Raw genomic sequence first — 23,052 nt, 5'->3', positions numbered from 1 at the left:
ACCGCACAACCAACGTTCGGAGGGAGGCAGGGCATGCGCATCGAGAACATCCGCTGCTGGGTGGTCGAGACCGAGCATCCAGCCCATCCCTATCGCTGGCGGAATGGGCTGGCCGGATCCGGCGACGGCACCCCGGCGGACCGCAAGCCGCTGAAGGCCGTGATCCGCATGGACACCGACGCCGGCATCTCCGGCGCGATCGAGGTGGCGAACGCCTGGGGCGCGATGAGCCTGGTCGACCGGCGGCTGAAGCGCCTCGTCGGCGAAAACCCACTCCTGACCGAACGGCTCTGGACGCTGGTCTGGGAGATCGACCGGATCGAGGAGATCGCGATGCCGCATCTCGGCATCGTCGACCTGCTCGCCTGGGACATCAAGGCCAAGGCCGCCGGTATGCCGCTGCACCAGCTGCTCGGCGGCCATGACCGCCGGGTGCCGGCCTACGCCTCCACGGTCACCTGGGGCTCGATGGGCGACTACGAGCGGCACATCAAGGAATGTATCGACGCGGGCTTCACCGCCTTCAAGCTGCATGCCTGGGGGGACGCGAAGGAGGATGCGGCGCTGTCCCGAAACCTCCGGCGCTGGGCCGGGCCCGACGCGGATCTGATGTTCGACGGCTCGGCCGGCTGGGACTACGTCACCGCCCTGCAATTCGGCCGGGTGCTCGAGGCGGAAGGGTTCCTCTGGTACGAGGAGCCGATGAGGGAATTCGAGCTGGGCTCGTACCGCAAGCTCTGCGATGCGCTCGACATCCCGGTCCTGGCGGCGGAAACCTCGGACGGCTGCCATTGGAACATGGCCAGCTGGATCCAAGCCGGTGCGCTCGACATGGCGCGGACCAGCACCTTCTACAAAGGCGGCCTGACCGGGGCGATCAAGATCGCGCATCTGGCGGAGGCCCATGGCATGCGGGCCCAGGTGCATGGGATGGGCCTCGCCAACGCCCAGCTCTGCGCCGCCATCCGCAACAACGACTATTACGAGCAGCTGGTCATCTCGAGCGAGCAGATCGCGGGCCTGGACAGGCTCGGGCCCCTGTCGATCGAAGGCGGCGTGCTCACGGTCTCCGATCGTCCGGGCATCGGCTTCGAGTTCGACTGGGAGCGGATCGAGGCCACGGCCGTGGCGCGGGCATGACGGTGCTGGATCTGCCCTCGGCGCCTGTGCCGGCGCCGGCCCGCCGCCTCGGCCGGCTGGGCCGCCTGTCGGAAAGCCGGCGCTGGGCCTATTACCTGCTGCTTCCCAGCCTGGTGCTGATCCTGGCGGTCGTGCTGTACCCGACGCTGTGGGGCATGGGGCTCAGCGTCCGCGAGATGAGGCTCAACCGGGTCGACCTCGGCACCGGCTTCGTCGGCCTCAAGCACTATCTCGCACTGGCCGTCGATCCGGTCTTCTGGCTGTCGCTGCAGAACACCGTCGTCTGGGTCGCGGGCGGGGCGACCGGTGAGCTCCTGCTCGGGCTTCTGACCGCACTCGTGCTCAACACCAGCCTGCCGGGCTTCCGCGTGCTCGGGATCTTGGTGCTGCTGCCATGGTTCCTGCCGAACGTCGTCGCCGGCCACATGTGGGCGCTGATGCTGGATCCGCGCCTCGGCGTGCTCAACGACATCCTGGTGCGCATCGGCGTCCTCGGCAGCTACAAGGCGTGGTTCGCGGATCCGGACACGGCGATGTTCGCCGCCATGGTGGTGGAGGTCTGGCACGGCTTCCCATTCTTCGCGCTGCTGTTGCTGGCGGCCCTGAAGGGGATCCCCGGCGACCTCTACGAGGCGGCGGCGACCGACGGCGCCGGGCTGTGGCGACAGTTCGTCCATGTGACCTTGCCGCAGCTCCGGGTCGTGATCGTGGCGACCGTCGTGCTGCGCGTCATCAGCCTGGTGAACACGCCCGACATCCTGCTGATCCTGACCGGCGGCGGGCCGGGCCGCTCGACCCAGGTGCTGTCGCTCTATGCCTTCCTGAAGGCGAACAAGGAATTCAACTTCGGCTATGCCAGCGCGTTGTCCGTGGTCATGTTCCTGCTGCTGATGGTGTTCAGCTACGCCTATGTGAAGCTCTCCAACGCGATGAGGGACTGATGCTTCGCAGCCGTTCCACCCGGCGCCGGATCCACGTCCTGGTCTGCTATGCCGCCGCCCTGTCGATCGTGTCCTTCGCGATGTTTCCGGTGCTCTGGGCTCTCCTGACGTCCCTCAAGCCGGAATCCGACATCGTCACCGCGACGATCCAGTACATCCCCGAGCGCGTGACGTTCGAGAACTACGTCGCGATCTGGACGCGGTCCAACTTCCCGACCCTGATCGCCAACAGCGCCGTGGTGACGCTGACGACCGTGGTGATCTGCGTCGTGATCGGGACGCTCGCCTCCTATGCCGTCGCACGCTACCGCTTCCGCGGCCGGCGCGAACTCATGCTGTTCTACCTGGTGGTGCGGATGTTTCCGGCGGTGATGATCATCGTGCCGCTGTTCATCCTGATGCGCAGCGTCGGATTGCTCGACAGCCGCCTCGGGCTGGCTCTGGCCTACACCACCTTCCTGCTGCCGGTCTTCATCTGGATGATGAAGGGATTCTTCGATGCGGTCCCTTCGGAGCTGGAGGACGCCGCCCGGATCGACGGCGCCTCCCGCATCGGCGCGATGCTGCGCATCGTCCTGCCGCTTGTGATGGGCGGGCTCGTCGCCACCGCGGTCTTCGTCGCGATCGGCGCCTGGAACGAGTTCCTGTTCGCGCTGATGCTGACGACCAGCACGGGTTCGCGAACCTGGCCGGTCGGGCTGCAGCTCATGGTCGGCGAATTCCAGCTGCCCTGGGGGGCGCTGTCAGCCGGGGGCATCATCAGCATCGTCCCGGTCGTCGTGCTGTTCGCGATCGTCCAGCGGGCGATGGTCCGGGGCCTGACCGCCGGGGCGGTGAAGGGCTGATCAGAGCCGCGTCGCGATGTACTTGGCCTCGAGGAATTCGAGCACGCCCTGCGCGCCGCCCTCCCGTCCGAGCCCGCTCTGCTTGGTTCCGCCGAACGGCGCCGCCGGATCGGAGACCAGCCCGCGGTTGAGCCCGACCATGCCGGTCTCGATGCGGCGGCAGACCCTCAAGCCCCGCGCCAGATCGCGGGTGAAGACGTAGGCTGCCAGGCCGTACTCGGTCGCATTGGCGAGGGCGACGGCTTCGTCTTCCGTCTCGAAGCGGCTGAGCGCTGCGACCGGTCCGAAGATCTCATCCTGCGCCATGGCGGCATCGGCGGGGACCCCGTCCAGCACGGTCGGCGGATAGAAGTAGCCGGGCCCGTCCGGCCGCCGGCCGCCGCAGAGCAGCCGGGCGCCGCGCGACAGGGCGTCGTCCACCAGGCGCTCGATCTTGCCCACGGCGGCCGGGTTGATCATCGGGCCGCATTCGGTGGCGGGGTCGGTGCCGGGGCCGACCTTCAGCGCCGCCATGCGCGCCGTAAGCTCCGCCGCGAACCGATCATAGAGGCCGGATTGCACGTAGAGCCGGTTGGCGGCGGTGCAGGCCTCGCCGCCATTGCGCATCTTGGCCAGCATGGCGCCTTCGAGCGCCAGGTCCAGATCGGCGTCGTCGAAGACGATGAGCGGCGCGTTGCCGCCGAGCTCCATCGAGCAGCTCACCACATGCTTCGCCGCCTCGGCGAGCAGCACCCGGCCGATCTGGGTGGAGCCGGTGAAGGACAGCTTCCGCACCCGGGGATCCGCCAGCATCGCCGCCGTCACCGGACCGGGCGCGGCGGTGGTCAGCACATTGACGACTCCCGGCAGCACCCCGGCTTCCGCGCACAGGGCGGCGAGCGCATAGGCGGTCAGCGGCGTCTCGCTCGCCGGCTTGAGCACCACGGTGCAGCCGGCGGCGAGAGCCGGCGCGATCTTGCGGGTGGCCATCGCCGCCGGGAAGTTCCAGGGCGTGACGAGCACGCAGACGCCGATCGGCTCGTAATCGACGAGGATGTGGTTCGCCCCGGTGGGGGAGAGCATGAAGTCGCCGCCGATGCGCACCGCCTCTTCCGCGTTCCAGCGGAAGAAGTCGGCGGCGTAGGCGACCTCGCCGCGCGCATCGCGCAGGGCCTTGCCGTTCTCCAGCGCGATCAGCCGAGCCAGATCCTCGGCGCGCTCCGTCATCAGCTCGAAGCAGCGGCGCAGGATGTCGGAACGCCGGCGCGGCGGTGTCGAGCGCCAAGCCACGGCCGCCCGCGCAGCTGCCTCGACCGCTGCCGCAGCATCCTCGACCGAGGCGTCCGGCACCTCGGCCAGGAGCCGTCCGGTCGACGGATCGATGACGGGAATCGGCTTGCATCCGGCCGGCCACAACCATTCTCCGCCGATGTAGAGGCCCCGGGCGCAGCTCGCCGGATCGAGGGCCGACGCGGAAGAAGGGGGCGTGGTCGAAAGCGTCGTCGCCGGGGTCATGGGCGGGTTCCCTTATTCGAGGACAGGGTCGGATGCCGCGGCGTCGAGATCGCCGCGATAGGCGGCATCGAGCAGGCGGCGCATCTCGGTGAGCCCGATCGGGCGCGGATTGTTCTTGATCAGGCGCTCGATGCCGACCGATTGCTCGGCGGTCCAGTCCAGCTTGTCGGCGGGCAGGCCGAGACCGGCGAGCGTCGGCGTGATGCCGATTGCGCGCAGCAGCCGGGTCACTTCGTCGATGGCGGCGTCGGCCAGAACCGCGCGTGAGATGCGCCCGCCGTCGACCCCGAGCGCGACCGCGATCTCCGCCATCTCGTCCAGCGCCGCGGCGCGGTTGAAGCGCATCACATAGGGCAGGACGGTCGCGACGCCGAGGCCGTGGGGCGTGTGGGTCAGGGCGCCGACGGGGTACTGGATCGCGTGCGCCGCCGCCGTGCCCGCCGTGCCGAAGGCGCAGCCAGCGGCCAGCGCCGCCATCATCACCTCCGCCCTCGCATCCTCGTCCGCCCCGTCGCGCCAGGCGCGTTCGAGGCTGCGCCCCAGCAACCGGATGGCGAAAAGCGCGAAATGGTCGGTCAGCGCGCTCTTGCCGATAAAGACATGCTTCTGCGCGAGCTCGGCCGAGGGCGGGCGCCGTCCGGCGGTGAACGCCTCGATGGCATGGGTGAGCGCATCGGCGCCGGCGATCGCGGTCAGGGCGGGCGGGCAGGAGAGGGTGAGGTCGGGGTCGCAGATGGCCGCGGCGGGGATGAGGTGCGGGCTCGATATGCCGACCTTCAGCATGCGGTCCGGGTCAGAGATCACGGCGACGGGCGTCGCTTCCGAGCCGGTTCCCGCGGTGGTCGGAACCGCGACGACCGGCAACACCGGTCCCGGCACCTTGAGCTCGCCGTAATAGTCCGGCAGCCGGCCGCCATGGGCGAGCAGCAGTGCGGCGCATTTCGCCATGTCGAGGCAACTGCCGCCGCCGATGCCGATGACGAGGTCGGGCGCGAAGCCGCGTGCCTCCTCGGCACAGTCCGCAGCGCTGTCGCGCGGCACGTCCGGCAGCACACGGCCATAGACGTGGACGGCAAGGCCGGCCGCGCCCAGGCCGTCCAGCAACCGCCCGAAATCGGAGGACGTGGCGAGGCGCTCGTCGGTGCACACCAGCGCCCGCCGCCCGAGGCGGCTGGCGACCGCGGGCAGAGCGTCGCGCTGGCCTTTGCCGAACAGGATCTCCTTGGGCAACCGGATCGCCGAGAAAGACGTCACGATCGACTCCAATCGATTGATGAAGCTGAGAAAATCTGCTTTTCCGAGGTATCCTATATCAAATCGTATAGGATATCGTATTGATCGCGGCAGAGGATCGTGCTAGCTCTCGTGCATTGTCAAGGGACAAAGCAGTGCGCAGCCAGAAACCACTCATCAGATCCCATCCGGCGGCCGATCCGGGCGAGGGCGTTCCGGTGATCCATCGCGGCGCCAGCCTCGCAGAAGAGGTCTATGAGGCGATCTTCGCCCAGCTGATGGCGCTGAAGATTCCTCCGGGCGGCCGCATCACGGTCGACGCCGTGGCGCGCGAGTTCAACGTCTCGCAGACGCCGATCCGCGAGGCGCTGGGCCGCCTGGAGGGCGAAGGCCTAGTAGTCAAGACCCATCTGGTCGGCTACAGCGCGGCGCCCCAGGTCTCGCGCCAACGCTTCACCGAGTTGTACCAGCTCCGCCTGCTGCTCGAGCCCGACGCCGCTTGCAAGGCCGCAACGGCGATGACGGATGCGGCGCTGCAGGAACTGACCGAGGCGGCGGGGGTGATGTCGCACGCCGGAGGACCGGACGAACGGGCCCGCTACTCCCGGTTCGCGCGGGAAGACGCGGTGTTCCACGACAAGATCCTCGCGGTCGCCGGCAACGAACTCATCCGCGAGACGCTGGCGCACCAGCACACCCATTTCCACATTTTCCGGCTGATGTTCCATTCGCGGGTGACCGAGGAGGCGCTCGACGAACACGCGGCGATTCTGGCCGCCTTCTCCCGGCATGACCCGGACGAGGCCGGGCGGGCGATGCGCACGCATATCGAGCGGTCGCGCGACCGCCTGCTGCCGGCATTCGACTGATGCCAGGAGCCATGGGCAGCGGGCCGATCCGTGATACGCTGGCGGAAAAGGGAGGATAAGCGATGGGACAGGTCGACGCCTGTGCGCTGAGTCTGACCAATGTCAGCAGGTCCTATGGCCACGTCCGGGCCCTGCACAACCTGTCGTTCAGCGTCGCTGAAGGCCGCTTCTTCGTGCTGTTCGGGCCCAGCTCGGTCGGCAAGACGACGACGCTCCGCACGATCGCCGGCCTCGTCGCGCCGGACCGGGGCCGCGTCGAGATCTTCGGTCGGGATTGGACACACGAGCCGATCGCGGGACGCGGCGTGTCGATGGTGTTCCAGTCCTTCGCGCTCTATCCGCACCTCACCGTCTATGAGAACCTGGCCTATCCGCTGGTCGAAGCCGGGGTGGGGCGGGAGGAGATCGGCCGCCGCGTCCGTGACACCGCGGCGATGCTCCGGCTCGACAAGAAGGTCGACCGCAAGCCCGGCACGCTCTCAGGCGGTGAACAGCAGCGGGTCGCGCTCGGCCGGTCCCTGATCCGGCGGCCCCGGATCCTGCTGCTGGACGAACCTCTGACCAACCTCGATGCCAAGCTCCGGCACGAGATGCGCGCCGAACTCAAGCGGCTGCATCGCCAGTCCGGGCTCACGATCGTCTATGCGACGCCCGATGAGCTGGAGGCGCTGTCGATGGGTGAGGAGATCGCCGTGCTGCGGGACGGCGGGGTCGTGCAGACCGGGACGCCCGACGAGCTCTATGAAGCGCCGCGTGACTTGTACGTGGCCGGCAAGATCGGTTCGCCGTCCATGAACATGATCAAGGGCACGCTGTCCCGCGACGGCGGCGTCATCGAATCCGCGATCGGCCCGCTGCCATGCATGCGCAAGCTGAGCACTGCGGAAGCGGGGGAAGCTGCCGTGGTGGGCATCCGGCCGAGCGACATACGCCTCGCGACCGGCGGCGAAGGCGGTGTGACGGCGAGCATCGCCATGCTGGAGCCCCTGGGCGACGTCACGGTGATCTCGATGGAGACCGGCGGACAGACGCTTCGTCTGGTGCTGCCGGAAGCGGCGGCTTCGGGCCTGCAGCCCGGTCAGCGGGCCTCGATCGTTTTCGATCCAGGAAAGCTCCATGTCTTCCGGGCCTCGAACGGACAGGCGATCACCTGACGACGGAGCCGAAACAAAAAAACAAGAATTCCAACAAACACAAGGGAGGAGACCTGAAAATGGTGGCGACAACGAAAATCAAGGGCGTAGTGGTGGCGGCGGGACTGGCCGCTCTCCTGATGACGGGTGCGGCCAGATTTGCCCTGGCCGAAGAGGTCACGCTGTCGATGGCGGTGCCTGACTGGCCGCCCACCCGCGTCATGAAGAAGTTCTTCGACGAGCAATATAAACCGAAGTCTGGCAATACCGTGAAGCTGGATGTTGATTTTATTCCTTGGCCCGATTTCTACACACGCGTGAACGCCTCGCTCACGTCTGGCGAGCAGAAGTACAATTTCATCGTATCCGACTCGCAATGGCTGGGTGCCTTCGTTGAGGGCGGCTATTTCCGGAAGATCAACGATCTTCTCGACGCCGACCCCGATTTCAAGAAGGCGTTCATGGAGATCCATCCCAATCCGCTGAACGCCTATGCGACCTACCCCTATAAATCCCAGAATTATTACGGGTTCCCGCAGTTCCCCGACGTGCTGGTCACCTACGGGCGCAAGGACGTCCTCTGCGACGAGACCGAGCAGAAGAACTTCATGGCGAAATTCAAAAAGAAGTTACCCTGCACGGGCGAAGAGATTGACGCCATGACCTGGGACGACTTCAGGAACGTCGGCGAGTTCTTCCGGCGCAAGAAGGGCGAGATGCTGGCTGGCAAGCCCGCCGATGACGATTTCTACGGCATCGCCTTCCAGGCCGGCAAGGCGTACGACTTCTCGTCGATGCAGGTCAACGGCCTCATCTGGCAGATGGGCGGCGACATCTGGGATGAAACCCAGGTTCCCAAAGGCCAGGCGGAAGGCGTGGTCAATTCGCCGATCGCGGTGAAGGCTCTCGAGAAATATCTCGGCCTGATCGAATACATGCCGCCGGTGGCCAGGACCGGCACCATGGACATCTTCAAGTCGGACGAGCTGTTCCGCGAAGGCAAGGTGGCCATGAACGTCGACTGGATCGGGCTGGCGGAAGCCTCTCTCGATCCGAAGGCCTCGAAGGTTGTGGACAAGCTGGTGTTCGGCCAGATGCCGGGGACCATCGGCCCGGACGGCAAGATGGTGCGCTGGTCCAATATCGGGGGACAGCCCTTCGTGCTGACCACCTGGACCACCGACGTCCAGATCAAGGAGGCCGTGGAATTCGTGAAATGGTGGCTCTCGCCCGCCATTCAGCATCAATACGCGGCGGCGGGCGGCCAGTCGGCGATCAAATCGGTGTATTCGGATCCCAAATACGTGACCTATCGCCCCTGGAACCGGGCCTGGGCTCCGTCGCTGGACTGGCAGAAGGACGTGTGGCACGTGCCCCAGTTCTTCGAATTGCTGACTGAGCAGCAGGATCAGTTCGATCTCGCGATCACCGGCAAGCAGGACGCCAAGACGACCTTGGACAACATCGCCAAGTTCCAGCAGAACCTGCTGACCGAAGCAGGCCTGATCCAGTGATGTGACGAAGGCTGCTGCCGCCGGCCGCACGGGCCAGCGGCAGCAGCCCCGGGCCGCGGCCGGCGGCCGATTGGACGGCTCGACCGGACGCCGCAAGACGGCCGGTCAGGGCCGGATCCGCCAAGCAGAACTGTGATCGAGAGCGCCCATGTCAGTGACGCCAACCATGTCAGCTCCTAGGGCCCGGACGTCCTCGGCATTTCTCGAGATCTCCGCCGACAACTGGCGGCTGGCCATCGTCATGGGCATCGTCGTTTCCGCGGCCGCCGCGGCGGCGCTGCCCGCGACCGTCGCCTTCTGGATCGTCGGTGCCATGACGGCGCTGGTTGCCGCGGCGTTCGCGGTCAACGCCTACCGCCGCCACTACTACGGCGGGCTGCTCGTGGCGCCGGCCATTGCGGTGCTGTTCACGATGAACATCTTTCCGCTGCTGTGGTCGCTGGGGCTTTCGTTCTTCGCCTATCAGTCGAACCAGCAGTCAATCCGGTTCGTCGGGCTCGGCAACTACATCAAGGTGCTCACCAACGACATCGCCGCCGCCGACAATTGGCACGCCCTGACCAACACGGCCATGTTCGTCGTGCTCACGGTGGCGGCCCAGATGATTATCGGCTTCCTGCTGGCCATGCTCTTCGCCAAGCAGTTCCCTCTGCGCAAGTATCTGCTGATCCTGGTATTGGCGCCGATGATGCTGTCGGTCGTCGCTTCGGGCGTGTTCTTCACCTATTACTACGATCCGACCTTCGGCATCCTCAGCTATGTGATGAACGGCATCACCGACGGCCAGTTCATCCTGATGGACAGCAAGGCGGGCGCGGTGGGCGGCATCGTCTTCGCCGATGCCTGGATGTGGTCCCCCTTCGTGATGCTGCTGGTGCTGGCCGGGCTCGTCTCCGTGCCGAAATATCTCTACGAGGCGGCCGCCATCGACCGCGTCTCCGCCTGGCGGCGCTTCTGGACCATCACCTTCCCCTATATCCGCGGGCTGCTGATGCTGGCGCTGCTGTTCCGCACCATCGAGGCGTTCAAGCTGGCGGACCTCGTCATCCTCCTGACCAAGGGCGGCAACGACACGATGACGATCTCGTACCATTTGATCCGTGTCGCCAACGAGCAGAACAAGACCAGCGAGGGGGCGGCGATCTCTTACATCATGCTGTTCATGGTGATCGTCCTGACCAACCTCTACCTCTATCTCGCCAATCGCCGGAACGGGGAGAGCTGACCATGGCGTCCGGCCCATCCATCTGGGAACGCATCGGGTTTCGCCGGAGCCACGGCGTCGCGGAGGCCGGCTGGGGACGCACCCTGGTCGTGGCAGGCGTCAGCCTGGTCTACTTCCTGCCGGTGCTGTTCATCATCTTCACCGCGATCAAGCCGCAGGAACTGGCGCTGTCTGTGCCGCCGACGCTGTCGCCGACCTCGCTGTTCGGCCTGATTCCCGACCGCTTCGTCTTCACCCCGACGCTGGAGAATTTCGGCTCGGTGTTCTCGCGGGTGATGACCACCGGCGGGCAGCCGGAGGCGACCGGCTTCGACCGCTTCTTCTTCAACTCGATCGTGATCGCGTCGGTCTCGGTCCTGCTGGCCCTCGTCCTCGGCACGCTGGCGGCCTACGGCTTCTCGCGCTACCCGCTCAAGGGCAACGACACCTATCTCTTCATCATCCTGACCACGCGGATGCTGCCGGCCATCGTCGTCATCATTCCGGTGATCCTGATGTTCCGCGCCGTCGGCCTGTCCGGGTCCTATCCCGGCATCATCCTGCTCTACACCGCCTTCAACCTGGCCTTCACCATCTGGATGATGAAGAGCTTCTTCGACGAGCTCTCGACCGATGTCGAGGACGCCGCCCGCATCGACGGCTCGTCCGAGGCCAGGGTGTTCTGGAAGATCTGCCTGCCGCAGGTCGTCGCCGGCCTGGCCGCGACCTTCGTGTTCGGCCTGATCCTGACCTGGAACGAGTTCCTGTTCGCGCTGCTCCTGACCGGCGCGGACACGCGCACCGTGCCGGTGGCGATGAACCAGGCCGTCTCCTCCGGCGGCCGCGGCACCGACTGGACGCTGCTGGCCGCGATCGAGACGCTGTTCCTGATCCCGGTCTTCCTGGTCACCTTCTTCCTGCAGGACCATCTGCTGCGCGGCGTCACCTTCGGCACGGTCAGGAAATAACGATGTCGACCATCGAAATCCGAGGGATCACCAAGGCGTTCGGCCCGTTCGTCGCGGTCCGCGACGCCGACCTGTCGGTGGCGGCGGGGGAGGTCGTCTGCCTGCTCGGTCCGTCGGGCTGCGGCAAGACGACGACCCTGCGCATGATCGCGGGGCTGGAGCGGGCCACGGCGGGCGACATCGTGATCGCGGGGCAGCGCATGAACGAGCTGTCGCCGCAGAAGCGCAATATCGCCATGGTCTTCCAGTTCTATGCGCTGTATCCGGCGCTGACGGTCGGCGAGAACATCGCCATGCCGCTGCACCGCGAAGGCATCGGTAAGGCGGAGGTCGCCGCCCGCGTCGGCAAGGTGGCCGACATCCTGCATCTGCGTGATGTCCTGGACCGGATGCCGGGGCAGGTCTCGGAAGGGGAAAAGCAGCGCGTCGCCGTCGCACGCGCCATCGTGCGCGATCCCAATTGCTTCCTGTTCGACGAGCCGCTGTCGCGGCTGGATGTGGAGCTGCGCCACACCATGCGCGGCCAGATCAAGGCGGTGCTGTCGAACCTGTCCAAGGCCACGGTCATCGTCACCCACGACCAGCTCGAAGCCCTGACCATGGCGGATCGCATCGCGATCATGCGCGACGGCATGATCGAGCAGGTGGGCAGTCCGCACGAGGTCTTCGCCAAGCCGGCCAATGTCTTCGTCGCGAGCTTCATCGGCACGCCGCAGATGAATCTGATCGATGCGGAGCTCAAGGGCTACGGCGACGGCAAGGCGACGGTCACCCTCGACCAGCAGGACGTCGACCTCCATGTGAACCCCGCCGTGGCGGCCCTGGGGCCGGGACGGGTCACGGTCGGCGTGCGCCCACGTGCCTTCACCGTCGTGCCACAGGACACCGCCGGCACGATCGATGCCGTGACCGAGCTGATCGAGCCGATGGGCGCCGAGACCCTCATCCATGCGCGGACCAATGCCGGTGGCGACATCCGGGTGGTCGTCCAGCGTGACAGGAAGGTCAAGATCGGCGAACCGCTCCACCTGATTCCGGATCCCATGCAGACCCACATCTTCGCCGCGGATGGCAAGGCGGTCCGCGCATGAGCCGGCACGACCAGGGCCATGGCGGGCTGTCGTCCGCAGGCGCGCGCAAGCTGGAATACGCGATCATCGGACTCGGCGTCGTCGCGTTGCTGCTGATCTTCCAGCCCTTCGACATTGCGCTGTTCACGGCCGGGGGCGTCATCGTCATCGTGGCGGCGCTGGCGAACAACCTGCTGCCGATGGCGCAGCCCGGCGTGCCGAAGCGGTCGGTGGTGAAGGCGGCGATGATCGTCGCCATGATCTTCTGCCTTACCCTGCTGGTCGCGATCGCCGCCGCGCATCTCTACGGCCTGTTCTTCCTCAAGCCGCCGGATCCCGGCACCCTTTCCGGCAAGGCTCAGCTGAGCGCCAAGCCCTGGTACATGCACGGCTTCACCTGGACGGTCGCGGCCATCGCCGGCGTCCTGGGCTGCGCGTTGATGCTGCAGGGGCGCCGGAGGACGGGGAGCGAGGAAGGATCCGGCGAGCACCATCCTTCAACATCTCCGGGAGAGTGAAAAATGAGCCTTAATCAAGCCGCCCTCGTCCAGCGGATGCAGCAGCTGACGTCCACCTCGCCGGTCCCGTCCATCTCCACCGAGCTGCTGGCGACGGCGGATGGCGAGCTGAACCGGGAGCTCAACAGCTTCCTGTTCGCCCCGCCCTCCGATCCGACCCTGCTCAAGGGCAAGCGGGTCGCCATCTGCTGCACCAACGGCGTCGAGGAGGTGGAGATCCTGGGCGCCCACCGCTGGCTGACCGAGCATGGGGCCACGGTCCACATCGTCTCGCCGCGCATCGGCGAATTCGACCCGACGCTCGGGCTGCGCTTTCCGCCGCAATGCGCCACCCACGTCCTCGCCATCCGCCTGATGGAAAATGCGGGCTGGCTGAAGATCGACCGCTACACCGACGAGGCCAAGGCGGCAGACTACGATGCCGTGCTGCTGCCCGGCGGCTGCTGGAACCCCGACGCGCTGCGCATGGACAAGCACGCCTTGTCTTTCGTCCGCGCCATGTATGACTCCGGCAAGCCGACGACCGCGATCTGCCACGGTCAATGGGTGATGGTCAGCGCCAGGATCCTCAAGGGCAAGCGAGCCACCGCGGTGTGGAACATCCAGATCGACCTCGAGAATGCCGGCGCCGTGGTTCTCGACGAACCCTGCGTGATCGACGGCAACCTGATCACCGCGCGCTTCCCCTATGACCTGCCGCGGCTGGTCCAGGCCCTGGTGCAGCAGCTGCTGGCCGTGAAGGGACAGGCGTCGGCGGCGCAGTGAGCGTCGCGGCCAGTCTCGCCTGAAAGAACCGGGCCGGCGATCCACGACGGCCGAGGGAGGAGGGGCATGAAGTACGGGTTCAACCTGCTGCTGTGGACGGGGCACGTCACCGACGAACACGCGCCGCTGCTGAAGGCGCTCAAGGAGACGGGGTATGACAGCGTGGAGGTCCCGGTCTTCGAAGGCGCGCCCGACGACTACGCCAGGCTCGGGGAACGGCTGGCGGCGCTGGGCTTCGACGTCACGGCCGTGAGCGTGCTGGGGGCCGGGCACAACTGCCTCTCGGACGACCGGTCGGAGCGGGCGGCGGCGGTGGAGCGGGCGCGGTGGGTCGTCGACTGCAGCAAGGCGCTCGGAGGATCGATCGTCGCCGGCCCGATGCATTCGCAGCTCGGCCATTTCACCGGCCAGGGCCCTTCGGCCGAGGAGCGCCGGCGCGGCATCGAATTCAACCGCCGCGCCGGCGACCACGCCCAGCGCCACGGCGTGCGCTTCGCCCTCGAGGCGCTGAACCGCTTCGAATGCTACTTCCTCAACACGATGGATCAGCTGGCCGACTATCTGGACGAGGTCGACCATCCCGCCGTGAAGGGGATGTACGACACCTTCCACGCCAATATCGAGGAGAAGGACCCGGTCGCCGCGATCGGCACCATCAGCCGCCACATGATCCATGTCCATATCTCGGAGAACGACCGCGGCACGCCGGGCAGGGGTCATGTGGCGTGGGGGCCGACCTATAGGGCGCTGCGGGCCGCGGCCTATGACGGCAGGCTGACGATCGAGGCCTTCGGCCGCACCGTTCCGGCGCTCGCCGCCGCCACCCGCGTGTGGCGCGACTTCTTCCCGAACAAGGAAGACGTCTACCAGTCAGGCTTCGCGCACATGCGACGGGGCTGGGCCGATGCGGGCGGCTGATCCATGCGTCTGTTGGACCGTCATGCGCGCAGACGCAGGCGCATGACGATATCCTGGTCATGATTGCCGAAGCCCCGGCCGAAGATGTTGAGGCCACCGGGGTGCTCGGCGTTCTCATCGATGCCGATCCGGAGGCGGATCGCGTGATGGTCGTTCAGGCGAAGCTGATTCAGCGTCACGCCGGACGCTCGACTGCCGTCGACGAAGGCCCCTTCATCGGTGACCCGCCAGGTGACCAGCTTGCCGTATTGCGAGCCGGCAAGCTTCCACCATCGCGGCGTATAGCGGCCGCGGGTGTCGCCGTAGTCGCCCGGCGACGTCCAGGTCGCGACGGCGACATGGTTGATCCACAGCGTGATGTCCGACGGCCAGTCGCTGTTGGTGCCGGGCACTTCCGACGACAGCTCCATGGTGATCTCGAGCTGTTCGATCGCCTTCCCGACCACCTTGGCGTTGTTGGGGAACTTGTATTCGACGAAGCCGCGGCCGAACCAGATCAAGGACGCCTTCATCCGGTTCGGATCCAGGAAATGGTCGGGAACATCGAGCAGGCCGAGCACGCCTTCCGACGAGCACAGCCCGCAGGGTGCGCTGACCTCGCAGGTCGTGTAGAGGCCGATCGGCATCGCGACCTCGATGATCCTGTCATCCCGCAGGGCATCGGGATCATCGAGGCGCACCGTGATCTCGTCGTAGAGCACGGAGCAGACCTTCTGCTGCCCCTTGCTGGCCTTGACGGTTTCGGTGCGGATCAGCTCGGCGCGTTCCAATTTCTGCACGTTGATCGCGACCGTGGACTGGGGCAGTCCGAGTTCGCTGCTGATCTGGTTCACATTCAGCGGCCCGCGCTGACGCAGGAGTCTCAGCATGGCCAGTCGCGCGGGCGAAGCGAGCGCCTCCAGCGTTTCGCCGTCCTCGCTGGCGGTCAGTGTCAGCAGCCGGCGCTGTGGAACGTCCAATTGCCAATCATCCTTCGGAGTTGAAAAGCGGTAACGGCTCGATCTTTATATCCATGATTTTGGTATATATCAAAATCATTGACGAATAGATCGGATGGGGCTTCACTCCCGACGAGCCGGTCACAGAACCGGTCAGGGAGGACATCAATGCGCGCCATCAAGCTGCTCCTGCTTGCGTTCGCTGGCCTCGTCGCAAGCACCGTCGGATCTTTCGCCCAGGGCACGATCTCGGATCTGCCCCGCCGCGAGATGCTCATCCTCGAAAATCCCGAAGGGACGATCAAGAACCCCGGCTGGTTCAACATCTGGGCCATCAATGCCGGCGGGCAGTATACGGGCCTGCACCAGCTCGCGCTCGACACCCTCTGGTACATCGACCCGGAACGCGGGCTCGACGGATCGTGGGAGAATTCCCTGGCCTCCGAAAAGCCCATCTACAATGCCGACTTCACGGAAATGACCGTGAAGCTGCGGCCGGGGATCTACTGGAGCGACGGTGTCGAGTTCACGGCCGACGACCTCGTCTATACCGTCGAGACCCAGATCAATCATCCGGGCATGCGTTGGAGTGCCCTGCTTTCCCTCAATGTCGACAGCGTGCGCAAGGTGGATCCGCAGACGGTCGTCTTCAAGCTGAAGAAGCCGAACTCCCGCTTCCACGCCCTGTTCACCGTACGGTTCAACGCCATCTGGATGATGCCGAAGCATGTCTTCGAGAAGGCGCCCGACCCGCTGCGGTTCGACTTCAACAAGCCGGTTTCTCTGGGTGCCTATACGCTCTACAGCTACGACCCTGACGGCAAGTGGTTCATCTGGCAGCTGCGCGACGATTGGCAGCGCACGACGCTGGGCCGCTATGGCAAGCCCGGGCCGAAATACGTCGCCTATATCGATCCCGGCCCGCCCGACAAGCGCGTGATCGCCCAGCTCAACCACGATCTCGATGTCATTCACGACGTCGCGCCGGAGGGCATGTTCACCCTCGCCAAGCAATCGAAGTCGCTGAAGACCTGGTTCAAGGGCTTTCCGTTCGGGCACCCGGATCCGACCCTGCCGTCGGTGATCTTCAACCTGCAGAATCCGACCTTCCAGAATCGTGACGTGCGCTGGGCGCTGGCCCTGCTCATCGACATCAGGGCCGTCTCGATGGCCTCCTACCGCGGCGCCGCGACGATCTCGGCCATCGGCATCCCGCCGACGGGCACCCATCCGGACGACTATCACAAGCCGCTGCAGGAATGGCTGGCCGACTTCGAGCTCGATACCGGCAAGGAGAAGATCAAGCCCTACGATCCCACCATGGGCGCGCAGATCGCCGCGATGCTGCGTCCGTCGATGGGGGACCAGATCCCGACCGATCCCGCCGACATCGCGCGCTCCTTCGGCTACGGCTGGTGGAAGCCGAACCCGACGGCGGCGGCCGAGCTTCTCGAACGCGCCGGTTTCGCCAAGCGTGGCGATGCCTGGTACACGCCGGACGGCAAGCCCTTCTCGGTCAAGATCATGGTCGAGGGTGACTCCCGGCCGGTGATGACGCGGGCGGGCACCATGATCGCCCAGGAGTGGCGGCAGTTCGGCATCGACGCCAAGATCGACGTGGCGCAGGGCACCAACATGCTCGACCGGCGCGGCGCCGGTGACTTCGACACCTTCATCGGCTGGAGTGTCGAGAGCTATGGCGGCCACCCCGATCTCGCCTTCTTCCTCGACAGCTGGCATTCCCAGTTCGTGGCACCGGCAGGCAAGACCCAGTCGCCGCGCAACTGGCAGCGTCTGAAGAGCCCGGAGCTCGACAAGCTGATCGAGCAGATCCGCACCGTCTCCTTCGAGGATCCGAAGACGGTCGAACTCGGGCGCGACTATGCCAAGTTCATGGTGCGCGAGATGCCGATCATCCCGCTGATGGCCTACAACGTCTTCACGGCCATGGATACGACCTACTGGACCGGCTATCCGACGGCCGACGACCCCTACACCGATCCGGTGCCGAACTGGGGCAATTCGCGGCTGATGATGGTGCGGCTGAAGCCGACCCAGCCCTGAGTTCCGCGAAGGCCACGCGGCGCCCGGCCGACGGGCGCCGCGGGCAAACCGATGACCGGACCATGAAATCCTATCTCGCCTACCTCGCCAAACGGCTCGTGCAGTTCGTGGTCGTCGTCTTCATCGGCGTGAACATCACCTATGTCATCACCCATTCGACACCGATCGACCCCGTCGAACAGAGCATTTCGGCCGCCACCTCCTTCGGCGTGACCAGCCCGGAGGCGATCGAGATGATGCGTGTCTCGCTGCGCCAGCTCTACGGTCTCGAGGGATCGCCGATCGAGCAATACATCTCGTTCTGGAGGCGGGTGGTGGTCGGCGACTTCGGTCCCTCGCTCTCCGCCTTCCCGACGCCGGTGTCCACCCTGATCTGGCGGGCCATGCCCTGGACGGTCGGGCTTCTCCTCGCCTCGACGATCATGACCTGGATCATCGGCAACTTTATCGGCGGCCTTGCCGGCTACTACAGGCGAAACCGCTTCCTGAAGCTGCTCGGCATCGTGTCGATGGGCGTCCACCCCATTCCCTACTACATCATCGCCTTCGTCCTCCTGATCATCTTCGGCTTTCTCTGGCCGATCCTGCCGATCAGCGGCGGGGCCAGCATGAACGCCAACCGCGGGGACACCTTCGGCTTCGCGCTGGATGTGCTGCTGCATTCGGTGCTGCCGTCCCTTTCGCTCATGGCGGTCGGCATCGGCGGCTGGTTCATGGGCATGCGCTCGCTCGTGTCCAACATCGTGACGGAGGACTACGTCACCTATGCCGAGCTCGGGGGCGTCAGGCCCCGCACCATCCTGACCTCCTACGTGATGCGCAACGCGTTGGGCCCCCAGGTCACGGGGCTGGCGCTCCAGCTCGGCGCCATCTTCAACGGGGCCATCATCACCGAACAGGTGTTCGGCTATCCCGGCCTCGGCTCGCTGCTCATCAGCGGCGTCCATGCGGGCGACTACAGCCTCGTGCTCGGCATCACCTCGGTCTCGATCATCGCCGTCTCCGCCGCGGTCCTGCTGATCGATCTGCTCTATCCCCTGATCGATCCGCGCGTGGAGGCACGTTGATGCAAGGCTTCGCCGTCTTCCGCGACCTCATCCGCTATAATTTCGAATTCGCCGCGGGCCTCGTCCTGGTCGGCATCGTCGTCCTCATGGCGCTGCTGTCCTTCGTGTCGCCCTATCCGCCGCTCGACGTCTATGTCGTGGCGCCGGACGCGCCGCCGTCATGGGACTTCATCTTCGGCACGAGCTCGCGCGGCCAGGACGTGTTCTGGCAATTGACCGTCGCCATCCGCAACACGCTCAGCTTCGGCATCACGGTCGCGGTGCTGAGCCGGATCATCTCGCTCGTGGTCGGGCTGCTGGCCGGCTACAAGGGCGGATGGGTCGATCGGGTGCTGATGTCGATCAACGACACCTTCATCGTCATCCCGTTCTTCCCGATCCTCATCCTGTTCTACTTCATCATGCGCGATGCCATGAGCTGGACGTCGCTCGCCCTCATCACGGCCGCCTTGGGCTGGGCCTATGACGCGCGGCTGATCCGCGCCATGGCGATGAGCCTCAGAACCCGCGAGTTCACCAGCCAGGCGTATTTCTCGGGGGCCAGCACGCGCCAGATCCTGGTCCAGGACCATCTCCCCTTCGTCCTGCCGATCCTGTTCTCGACCACGATGAACAACATCAACTGGTCGATCGGCATCGAAGTCACGCTGTCGGTGCTCGGCTTCACCGACATCAACACGCCGACGATCGGCGGGATGATCTACTGGGCCAACCAGCATGCCGCGCTCGTCTCCGGCGTCTGGTGGTGGGTCGCCTTCCCGATCGCGCTGGTGATCATGCTGTTCGTCGGGCTCTTCCTGCTCGCGATCTCGATGAACGAGTACATCGATCCGCGCAGCCGGCTCGCCCGGATGGGAGGCGGCGCATGAGCCTCGCCCCGGACGTCCATCCAGGGCCGGGACGGTCGGTCGGCAGCCCCGCCGCCACGGCGCCGCTGCTCGAAGTCTCGGGCCTCAAGGCCTACTACCAGATGCGGTTCTTCGGCATCAGCCGCGAAGTCCGCGCCGTCGACGACGTCACCTTCACCATCCGCCGCAATGAGATCTACGGGCTGGCCGGGGAATCCAGCTCCGGCAAATCCACGCTGATCAAGACGATCGCAAGGGCCATCCGCCCGCCGCTCAATGTGGTCGGCGGGACGGTGGCCTTCACCTTCGAGGACGGCCGTCAGGACATCTACGCGATGTCTCCGGCCCAGGTCGCCGCCATCCGCTGGAGCCGACTGTCCTATGTGACGCAGGGCTCGATGAATGTGCTCAACCCGGTGCGCCGGATCCGCAGCACCTTCGTCGATTTCGCCGCGCGGCACCTCGGCGGCAGCCGCCGTGATTTCCTGACGACCGTCGAGCGCCATCTCGGTCGTCTTTCGCTCGACCCTCGGGTGCTCGACGCCTATCCGCACGAGCTGTCGGGCGGCATGCGTCAGCGCCTGACCATCGCGCTGGCCACCATCTGCCGGCCGGAATTCATCATCGCCGACGAGCCGACGACCGCATTGGACGTCGTGGTGCAGAAAGACGTGCTTGCCATGCTCCGCGAGGTCCAGCAGGAGATGGGTTCATCCATCCTGTTCGTCACCCACGACATGGCGGTGCACGCCAACCTCACCGACCGGCTGGGCATCATGTATGCCGGCCGCCTGGTGGAGGAGGGGCCGACCCGCAAGGTCTTCCAGCGTCCGCTCCACCCTTACACGGCGCATCTCATCGCGAGCCTGCCGCGGCTCGGCGACGACATGAGGAAGACCGGCCTGCCCGGCGCGCCGCCCAGCCTCGCCGATCCGCCGACAGGCTGCCGCTTCCATCCCCGCTGCCCTTCCGCCGTCGGCCTGTGCCGCGAGGCGTCGCCGCCGATGGAGGAGCTGGAGCCCGGCCACCGGGTCGCCTGCCATGTCGCCAAGGCGCATGCGGAAGGACGAAGGCTTTCATGACCGCCCTTCTCGAAGTCCGTCAGGCGAGCAAGACCTACACCTCCGGCGGCCTCTTCGGACGCCATGTCGTGCGGGCCGTCGCCGGCGTGGATTTTTCGCTCACGAGCGAGCGTCCGGAGGTCTTCACCATCATCGGGGAGTCCGGTTCGGGCAAATCGACCCTCGCCCGCATGATCCTGAACAGCGTCCAGCCCAGCAGCGGCTCCATCCTGTTTCGGGGCCGCGACCTCGCCACCATCAGGAGCCGCCGCGACCGGCTGGCCTTCATGGGCGAGGTCCAGCCGGTGTTTCAGAACCCGTTCGAGGCCTTCAACCCGCTGAAGCGTCTCGACCGCTACCTCTATCTGGCCGCGCGCCGCTTCTGTGGCGCCAGGACGCGCGCCGACGTCGAGGGACTGGCGGATGCGGCGCTGCGCAAGGTCGGCCTGTCGCTCGCCGAGGTGCGCGGCCGCTTCCCGCACGAGATGTCGGGCGGCCAGCTGCAGCGCGTCGCCATTGCCCGGGCGCTCGTGCCCGAGCCCGCGCTGGTGGTGGCCGACGAGCCCGTCTCCATGATCGACGCCTCGCTGCGCATGACGATCGTCAACATGTTCAGGACGCTGCGCGACACGTTCGGCGTGTCGATCGTCTACATCACCCACGACCTCGCCACCGCCTACTACATCAGCGACCGGCTGATCATCATGGAGAAGGGCGAGGTCGTGGAGAGCGGCCCGGCGCGCGCCGTGCTCGATGCGCCGAGCCACCCCTATTCCATCAAATTGCTGCAGGCGGTCCTGCCCGTCGGCAACGCCTGGCGGGACGAGATGCCCGCCGAACCCAGGCCCCAGCCGGCGGCCTGACCCATTCCATCCGTCGCTTCCCCGGAGCCTTCCATGCAGACCGTCACGGCCACCATCGATCGCACCTTCACCATCGGCGAGACCGATCGTCGCCTGTTCGGCGCCTTCGTCGAGCACCTCGGACGCTGCGTCTATGGCGGCCTCTACGAACCCGGGCATCCGAGCGCCGACGCCAAGGGCTTCCGCACCGACGTGCTCGACCTGGTGCGTGAACTGGCCCCCACGACCATGCGCTATCCCGGCGGCAATTTCGTCTCGGGCTACAATTGGGAGGACGGCGTGGGGCCGGTCGAGAAGCGCCCGCGCCGGCTCGACCTCGCCTGGATGTCGACCGAAACCAACGCCTTCGGCACCAACGAGTTCATCGACTGGTGCCGGGCGGCCGGCATCGAGCCGATGCTTGCGGTCAATCTCGGCACGCGTGACGGCGAAGCCGCGCGCCGGCTCGTCGAATACTGCAACTTTCCCGGCGGCACGGAACTCTCGGACCTTCGCCGCGACCACGGCTGGCCGGAGCCGCACGACGTGAAGTTCTGGTGCCTCGGCAACGAGATGGATGGTCCCTGGCAGATGGAGACCAAGACGGCGGTGGAGTACGGCCGCATCGCCACCGAGGCCGCCAAGCTGATGAGATGGGTCGATCCGTCGATCGAACTCGCCGCCTGCGGCTCGTCCGCCCGCACCATGCCGACCTTCGGCGAATGGGAGGACACGGTGCTCGAACACACCTTCGAGCATGTCGAGTTCATCTCGCTGCACACCTATCTCAACGACTATGCCGGCGACACGGCGGCCTTCCTCGCAAGCCCCGACCTGATGGATTCCTTCATCGATGAGGTGGTCGCGATCGCGGACGCGGTGGCGGCCCGGCGACGCTCGTCGAAGCGCATCATGTTGAGCTTCGACGAATGGAACGTCTGGTACCGCACCCGCCGCAAGAGCGAGGGCCGCACCAAGCTCGGCTGGCCGGTGGCGCCGAACATCCTCGAGGAGGTCTACACCATGAAGGATGCGCTCGCCTTCGGCGGGGCCTGCATCTCGCTCCTCAACCACGCCGACCGCGTGCGCAGCGCCTGCCTCGCCCAGTTGGTGAACGCCATCGCGCCGATCATGACGGAAACCGGCGGCCCGGCCTGGCGGCAGACGATCTTCCACCCCTTCGCGCATTTCAGCAATTTCGGCCGCGGCCAAGTGCTGCGCGCGAACCTGGTATCGCCGACCTATGCCGCCACCTATTACGATCCCCGCGGCACCGCCGATCTGACCTTCCCGCTGCCCGCCGTGCCCTACGCCAAGCTCGCCGCCGTCCATGACGAAGCGGGCCGGGCGGTGACGCTGTTCGTGCTCAACCGCCATCTCGACCAGCCGATGCCGATCCAGATCGATGCGCGCGGCTTCGGCGATCTCGAATTGGTCGAGGCGCTGGAGATGCGCCACGACGACCTTTCCGCCACCAACACCAAGGAGGCGCCGGACCGGGTCAGGCCCGCCCCTCTGGCCGGGGTGCGCGTCGACGGCGGCCGGGTCGTGGCCACGCTCGCGCCCGCATCCTGGAATGTGATCCGGCTGGTGGCTTCGGAATGAAGGCGAGCCCGCCTT

The 23,052-nt window shown here is 66.2% G+C and carries 21 protein-coding genes; 18 read left to right on the top strand and 3 right to left on the bottom strand.

Annotated features, from left to right (window positions below):
- Window positions 1-33 precede the first annotated feature (33 nt).
- From E9232_RS34240 to E9232_RS34230, 3 genes are read left to right on the top strand one after another with little or no spacing between them, the layout of a single operon-like run.
- On the top strand, window positions 34-1,140 hold the full coding sequence (locus E9232_RS34240) for an enolase C-terminal domain-like protein (protein ID WP_309801818.1): 1,107 nt from the start codon (window positions 34-36) through the stop codon (window positions 1,138-1,140).
- Window positions 1,137-2,081 carry a carbohydrate ABC transporter permease gene (locus E9232_RS34235; RefSeq protein ID WP_309801817.1) on the top strand — a complete coding sequence of 315 codons (945 nt, stop codon included), beginning with the start codon at window positions 1,137-1,139 and terminating at the stop codon, window positions 2,079-2,081. Before E9232_RS34240 ends, E9232_RS34235 begins: the two co-directional genes overlap by 4 nt.
- Window positions 2,081-2,926, top strand: a complete 846-nt coding sequence (locus E9232_RS34230) for a carbohydrate ABC transporter permease (protein WP_309801816.1) — start codon at window positions 2,081-2,083, stop codon at window positions 2,924-2,926. The genes E9232_RS34235 and E9232_RS34230 overlap by 1 nt, the downstream gene beginning before the upstream one ends.
- Here the strand turns inward: E9232_RS34230 and E9232_RS34225 are convergent, their stop codons facing one another.
- The gene (locus E9232_RS34225) at window positions 2,927-4,321 is read right to left on the bottom strand and encodes an NAD-dependent succinate-semialdehyde dehydrogenase (protein ID WP_309801814.1); all 1,395 of its coding nucleotides are present in this window, start codon (window positions 4,319-4,321) and stop codon (window positions 2,927-2,929) included.
- Between the two features lie 111 nt (window positions 4,322-4,432).
- The gene (locus E9232_RS34220) at window positions 4,433-5,674 is read right to left on the bottom strand and encodes an iron-containing alcohol dehydrogenase (protein WP_309801813.1); all 1,242 of its coding nucleotides are present in this window, start codon (window positions 5,672-5,674) and stop codon (window positions 4,433-4,435) included.
- An 80-nt stretch (window positions 5,675-5,754) separates the two neighbouring features.
- On the opposite strand from E9232_RS34220, the gene E9232_RS34215 reads away from it, so the two are divergent.
- The 9 genes from E9232_RS34215 to E9232_RS34175 all read left to right on the top strand — a co-directional run bounded on the left by E9232_RS34215 (window position 5,755) and on the right by E9232_RS34175 (window position 14,612).
- Window positions 5,755-6,522, top strand: a complete 768-nt coding sequence (locus tag E9232_RS34215) for a GntR family transcriptional regulator (protein WP_309801812.1) — start codon at window positions 5,755-5,757, stop codon at window positions 6,520-6,522.
- A gap of 62 nt (window positions 6,523-6,584) precedes the next feature.
- On the top strand, window positions 6,585-7,676 hold the full coding sequence (locus E9232_RS34210; RefSeq protein WP_309801810.1) for an ABC transporter ATP-binding protein: 1,092 nt from the start codon (window positions 6,585-6,587) through the stop codon (window positions 7,674-7,676).
- 59 nt (window positions 7,677-7,735) lie between these two features.
- Complete coding sequence (locus E9232_RS34205; protein ID WP_309801809.1) at window positions 7,736-9,169, top strand: extracellular solute-binding protein; 1,434 nt, start codon at window positions 7,736-7,738, stop codon at window positions 9,167-9,169.
- A gap of 166 nt (window positions 9,170-9,335) precedes the next feature.
- Entirely contained in the window at window positions 9,336-10,394 is a 1,059-nt protein-coding gene (locus E9232_RS34200) for a carbohydrate ABC transporter permease (RefSeq protein WP_309801808.1), read from the top strand.
- Between the two features lie 2 nt (window positions 10,395-10,396).
- A complete protein-coding gene (locus E9232_RS34195) occupies window positions 10,397-11,341 on the top strand; it encodes a carbohydrate ABC transporter permease (protein ID WP_309801806.1) in 945 nt (314 codons plus the stop codon).
- A gap of 2 nt (window positions 11,342-11,343) precedes the next feature.
- Complete coding sequence (locus E9232_RS34190) at window positions 11,344-12,432, top strand: ABC transporter ATP-binding protein (RefSeq protein ID WP_309801805.1); 1,089 nt, start codon at window positions 11,344-11,346, stop codon at window positions 12,430-12,432.
- A complete protein-coding gene (locus tag E9232_RS34185) occupies window positions 12,429-12,929 on the top strand; it encodes a hypothetical protein (RefSeq protein WP_309801804.1) in 501 nt (166 codons plus the stop codon). The genes E9232_RS34190 and E9232_RS34185 overlap by 4 nt, the downstream gene beginning before the upstream one ends.
- 3 nt (window positions 12,930-12,932) lie before the next feature.
- Window positions 12,933-13,694, top strand: coding sequence for a type 1 glutamine amidotransferase domain-containing protein (locus E9232_RS34180; protein ID WP_309801802.1), 762 nt, complete (start codon window positions 12,933-12,935; stop codon window positions 13,692-13,694).
- A 66-nt stretch (window positions 13,695-13,760) separates the two neighbouring features.
- Window positions 13,761-14,612, top strand: coding sequence for a sugar phosphate isomerase/epimerase family protein (locus E9232_RS34175; protein ID WP_309801799.1), 852 nt, complete (start codon window positions 13,761-13,763; stop codon window positions 14,610-14,612).
- A 20-nt stretch (window positions 14,613-14,632) separates the two neighbouring features.
- Here the strand turns inward: E9232_RS34175 and E9232_RS34170 are convergent, their stop codons facing one another.
- Window positions 14,633-15,571 carry an ArsR/SmtB family transcription factor gene (locus tag E9232_RS34170; protein ID WP_309801797.1) on the bottom strand — a complete coding sequence of 313 codons (939 nt, stop codon included), beginning with the start codon at window positions 15,569-15,571 and terminating at the stop codon, window positions 14,633-14,635.
- A 249-nt stretch (window positions 15,572-15,820) separates the two neighbouring features.
- On the opposite strand from E9232_RS34170, the gene E9232_RS34165 reads away from it, so the two are divergent.
- The 6 genes from E9232_RS34165 to arfA all read left to right on the top strand — a co-directional run bounded on the left by E9232_RS34165 (window position 15,821) and on the right by arfA (window position 23,037).
- Complete coding sequence (locus tag E9232_RS34165; RefSeq protein WP_309801795.1) at window positions 15,821-17,614, top strand: ABC transporter substrate-binding protein; 1,794 nt, start codon at window positions 15,821-15,823, stop codon at window positions 17,612-17,614.
- Between the two features lie 62 nt (window positions 17,615-17,676).
- Window positions 17,677-18,681 (top strand): ABC transporter permease, encoded by a 1,005-nt coding sequence (locus tag E9232_RS34160; RefSeq protein WP_309801794.1) that lies wholly within the window; start codon window positions 17,677-17,679, stop codon window positions 18,679-18,681.
- Window positions 18,681-19,550: an ABC transporter permease gene (locus E9232_RS34155; RefSeq protein ID WP_309801793.1), complete on the top strand. Its 870-nt coding sequence runs from the start codon at window positions 18,681-18,683 to the stop codon at window positions 19,548-19,550. The genes E9232_RS34160 and E9232_RS34155 overlap by 1 nt, the downstream gene beginning before the upstream one ends.
- Window positions 19,547-20,611 (top strand): ABC transporter ATP-binding protein, encoded by a 1,065-nt coding sequence (locus tag E9232_RS34150; protein WP_309801792.1) that lies wholly within the window; start codon window positions 19,547-19,549, stop codon window positions 20,609-20,611. The genes E9232_RS34155 and E9232_RS34150 overlap by 4 nt, the downstream gene beginning before the upstream one ends.
- Complete coding sequence (locus E9232_RS34145) at window positions 20,608-21,453, top strand: ABC transporter ATP-binding protein (protein WP_309801791.1); 846 nt, start codon at window positions 20,608-20,610, stop codon at window positions 21,451-21,453. Before E9232_RS34150 ends, E9232_RS34145 begins: the two co-directional genes overlap by 4 nt.
- Before the next feature lie 33 nt (window positions 21,454-21,486).
- Entirely contained in the window at window positions 21,487-23,037 is a 1,551-nt protein-coding gene (gene arfA / locus E9232_RS34140; RefSeq protein ID WP_309801789.1) for an arabinosylfuranosidase ArfA, read from the top strand.
- The last annotated feature ends 15 nt before the right edge of the window (window positions 23,038-23,052 follow it).

Source organism: Inquilinus ginsengisoli, assembly GCF_031453975.1.
Lineage (GTDB): Bacteria > Pseudomonadota > Alphaproteobacteria > DSM-16000 > Inquilinaceae > Inquilinus > Inquilinus ginsengisoli_A.
The sequence above is the reverse complement of the archived record's forward strand: the minus strand, read 5'-3'. Positions and strand labels throughout refer to the sequence as shown.

What these genes read in the sequence shown, in the direction of transcription:
- E9232_RS34190 (WP_309801805.1), top strand. Translation starts at nt 11,344, where the DNA reads ATGTCGACCATCGAAATCCGAGGGATCACCAAGGCGTTCGGCCCGTTC.
- E9232_RS34150 (WP_309801792.1), top strand. Translation starts at nt 19,547, where the DNA reads ATGAGCCTCGCCCCGGACGTCCATCCAGGGCCGGGACGGTCGGTCGGC.
- E9232_RS34155 (WP_309801793.1), top strand. Translation starts at nt 18,681, where the DNA reads ATGCAAGGCTTCGCCGTCTTCCGCGACCTCATCCGCTATAATTTCGAA.
- arfA (WP_309801789.1), top strand. Translation starts at nt 21,487, where the DNA reads ATGCAGACCGTCACGGCCACCATCGATCGCACCTTCACCATCGGCGAG.
- E9232_RS34145 (WP_309801791.1), top strand. Translation starts at nt 20,608, where the DNA reads ATGACCGCCCTTCTCGAAGTCCGTCAGGCGAGCAAGACCTACACCTCC.
- E9232_RS34180 (WP_309801802.1), top strand. Translation starts at nt 12,933, where the DNA reads ATGAGCCTTAATCAAGCCGCCCTCGTCCAGCGGATGCAGCAGCTGACG.
- E9232_RS34195 (WP_309801806.1), top strand. Translation starts at nt 10,397, where the DNA reads ATGGCGTCCGGCCCATCCATCTGGGAACGCATCGGGTTTCGCCGGAGC.
- E9232_RS34185 (WP_309801804.1), top strand. Translation starts at nt 12,429, where the DNA reads ATGAGCCGGCACGACCAGGGCCATGGCGGGCTGTCGTCCGCAGGCGCG.
- E9232_RS34230 (WP_309801816.1), top strand. Translation starts at nt 2,081, where the DNA reads ATGCTTCGCAGCCGTTCCACCCGGCGCCGGATCCACGTCCTGGTCTGC.
- E9232_RS34200 (WP_309801808.1), top strand. Translation starts at nt 9,336, where the DNA reads ATGTCAGCTCCTAGGGCCCGGACGTCCTCGGCATTTCTCGAGATCTCC.
- E9232_RS34160 (WP_309801794.1), top strand. Translation starts at nt 17,677, where the DNA reads ATGAAATCCTATCTCGCCTACCTCGCCAAACGGCTCGTGCAGTTCGTG.
- E9232_RS34240 (WP_309801818.1), top strand. Translation starts at nt 34, where the DNA reads ATGCGCATCGAGAACATCCGCTGCTGGGTGGTCGAGACCGAGCATCCA.
- E9232_RS34205 (WP_309801809.1), top strand. Translation starts at nt 7,736, where the DNA reads ATGGTGGCGACAACGAAAATCAAGGGCGTAGTGGTGGCGGCGGGACTG.
- E9232_RS34210 (WP_309801810.1), top strand. Translation starts at nt 6,585, where the DNA reads ATGGGACAGGTCGACGCCTGTGCGCTGAGTCTGACCAATGTCAGCAGG.
- E9232_RS34235 (WP_309801817.1), top strand. Translation starts at nt 1,137, where the DNA reads ATGACGGTGCTGGATCTGCCCTCGGCGCCTGTGCCGGCGCCGGCCCGC.
- E9232_RS34175 (WP_309801799.1), top strand. Translation starts at nt 13,761, where the DNA reads ATGAAGTACGGGTTCAACCTGCTGCTGTGGACGGGGCACGTCACCGAC.
- E9232_RS34165 (WP_309801795.1), top strand. Translation starts at nt 15,821, where the DNA reads ATGCTCATCCTCGAAAATCCCGAAGGGACGATCAAGAACCCCGGCTGG.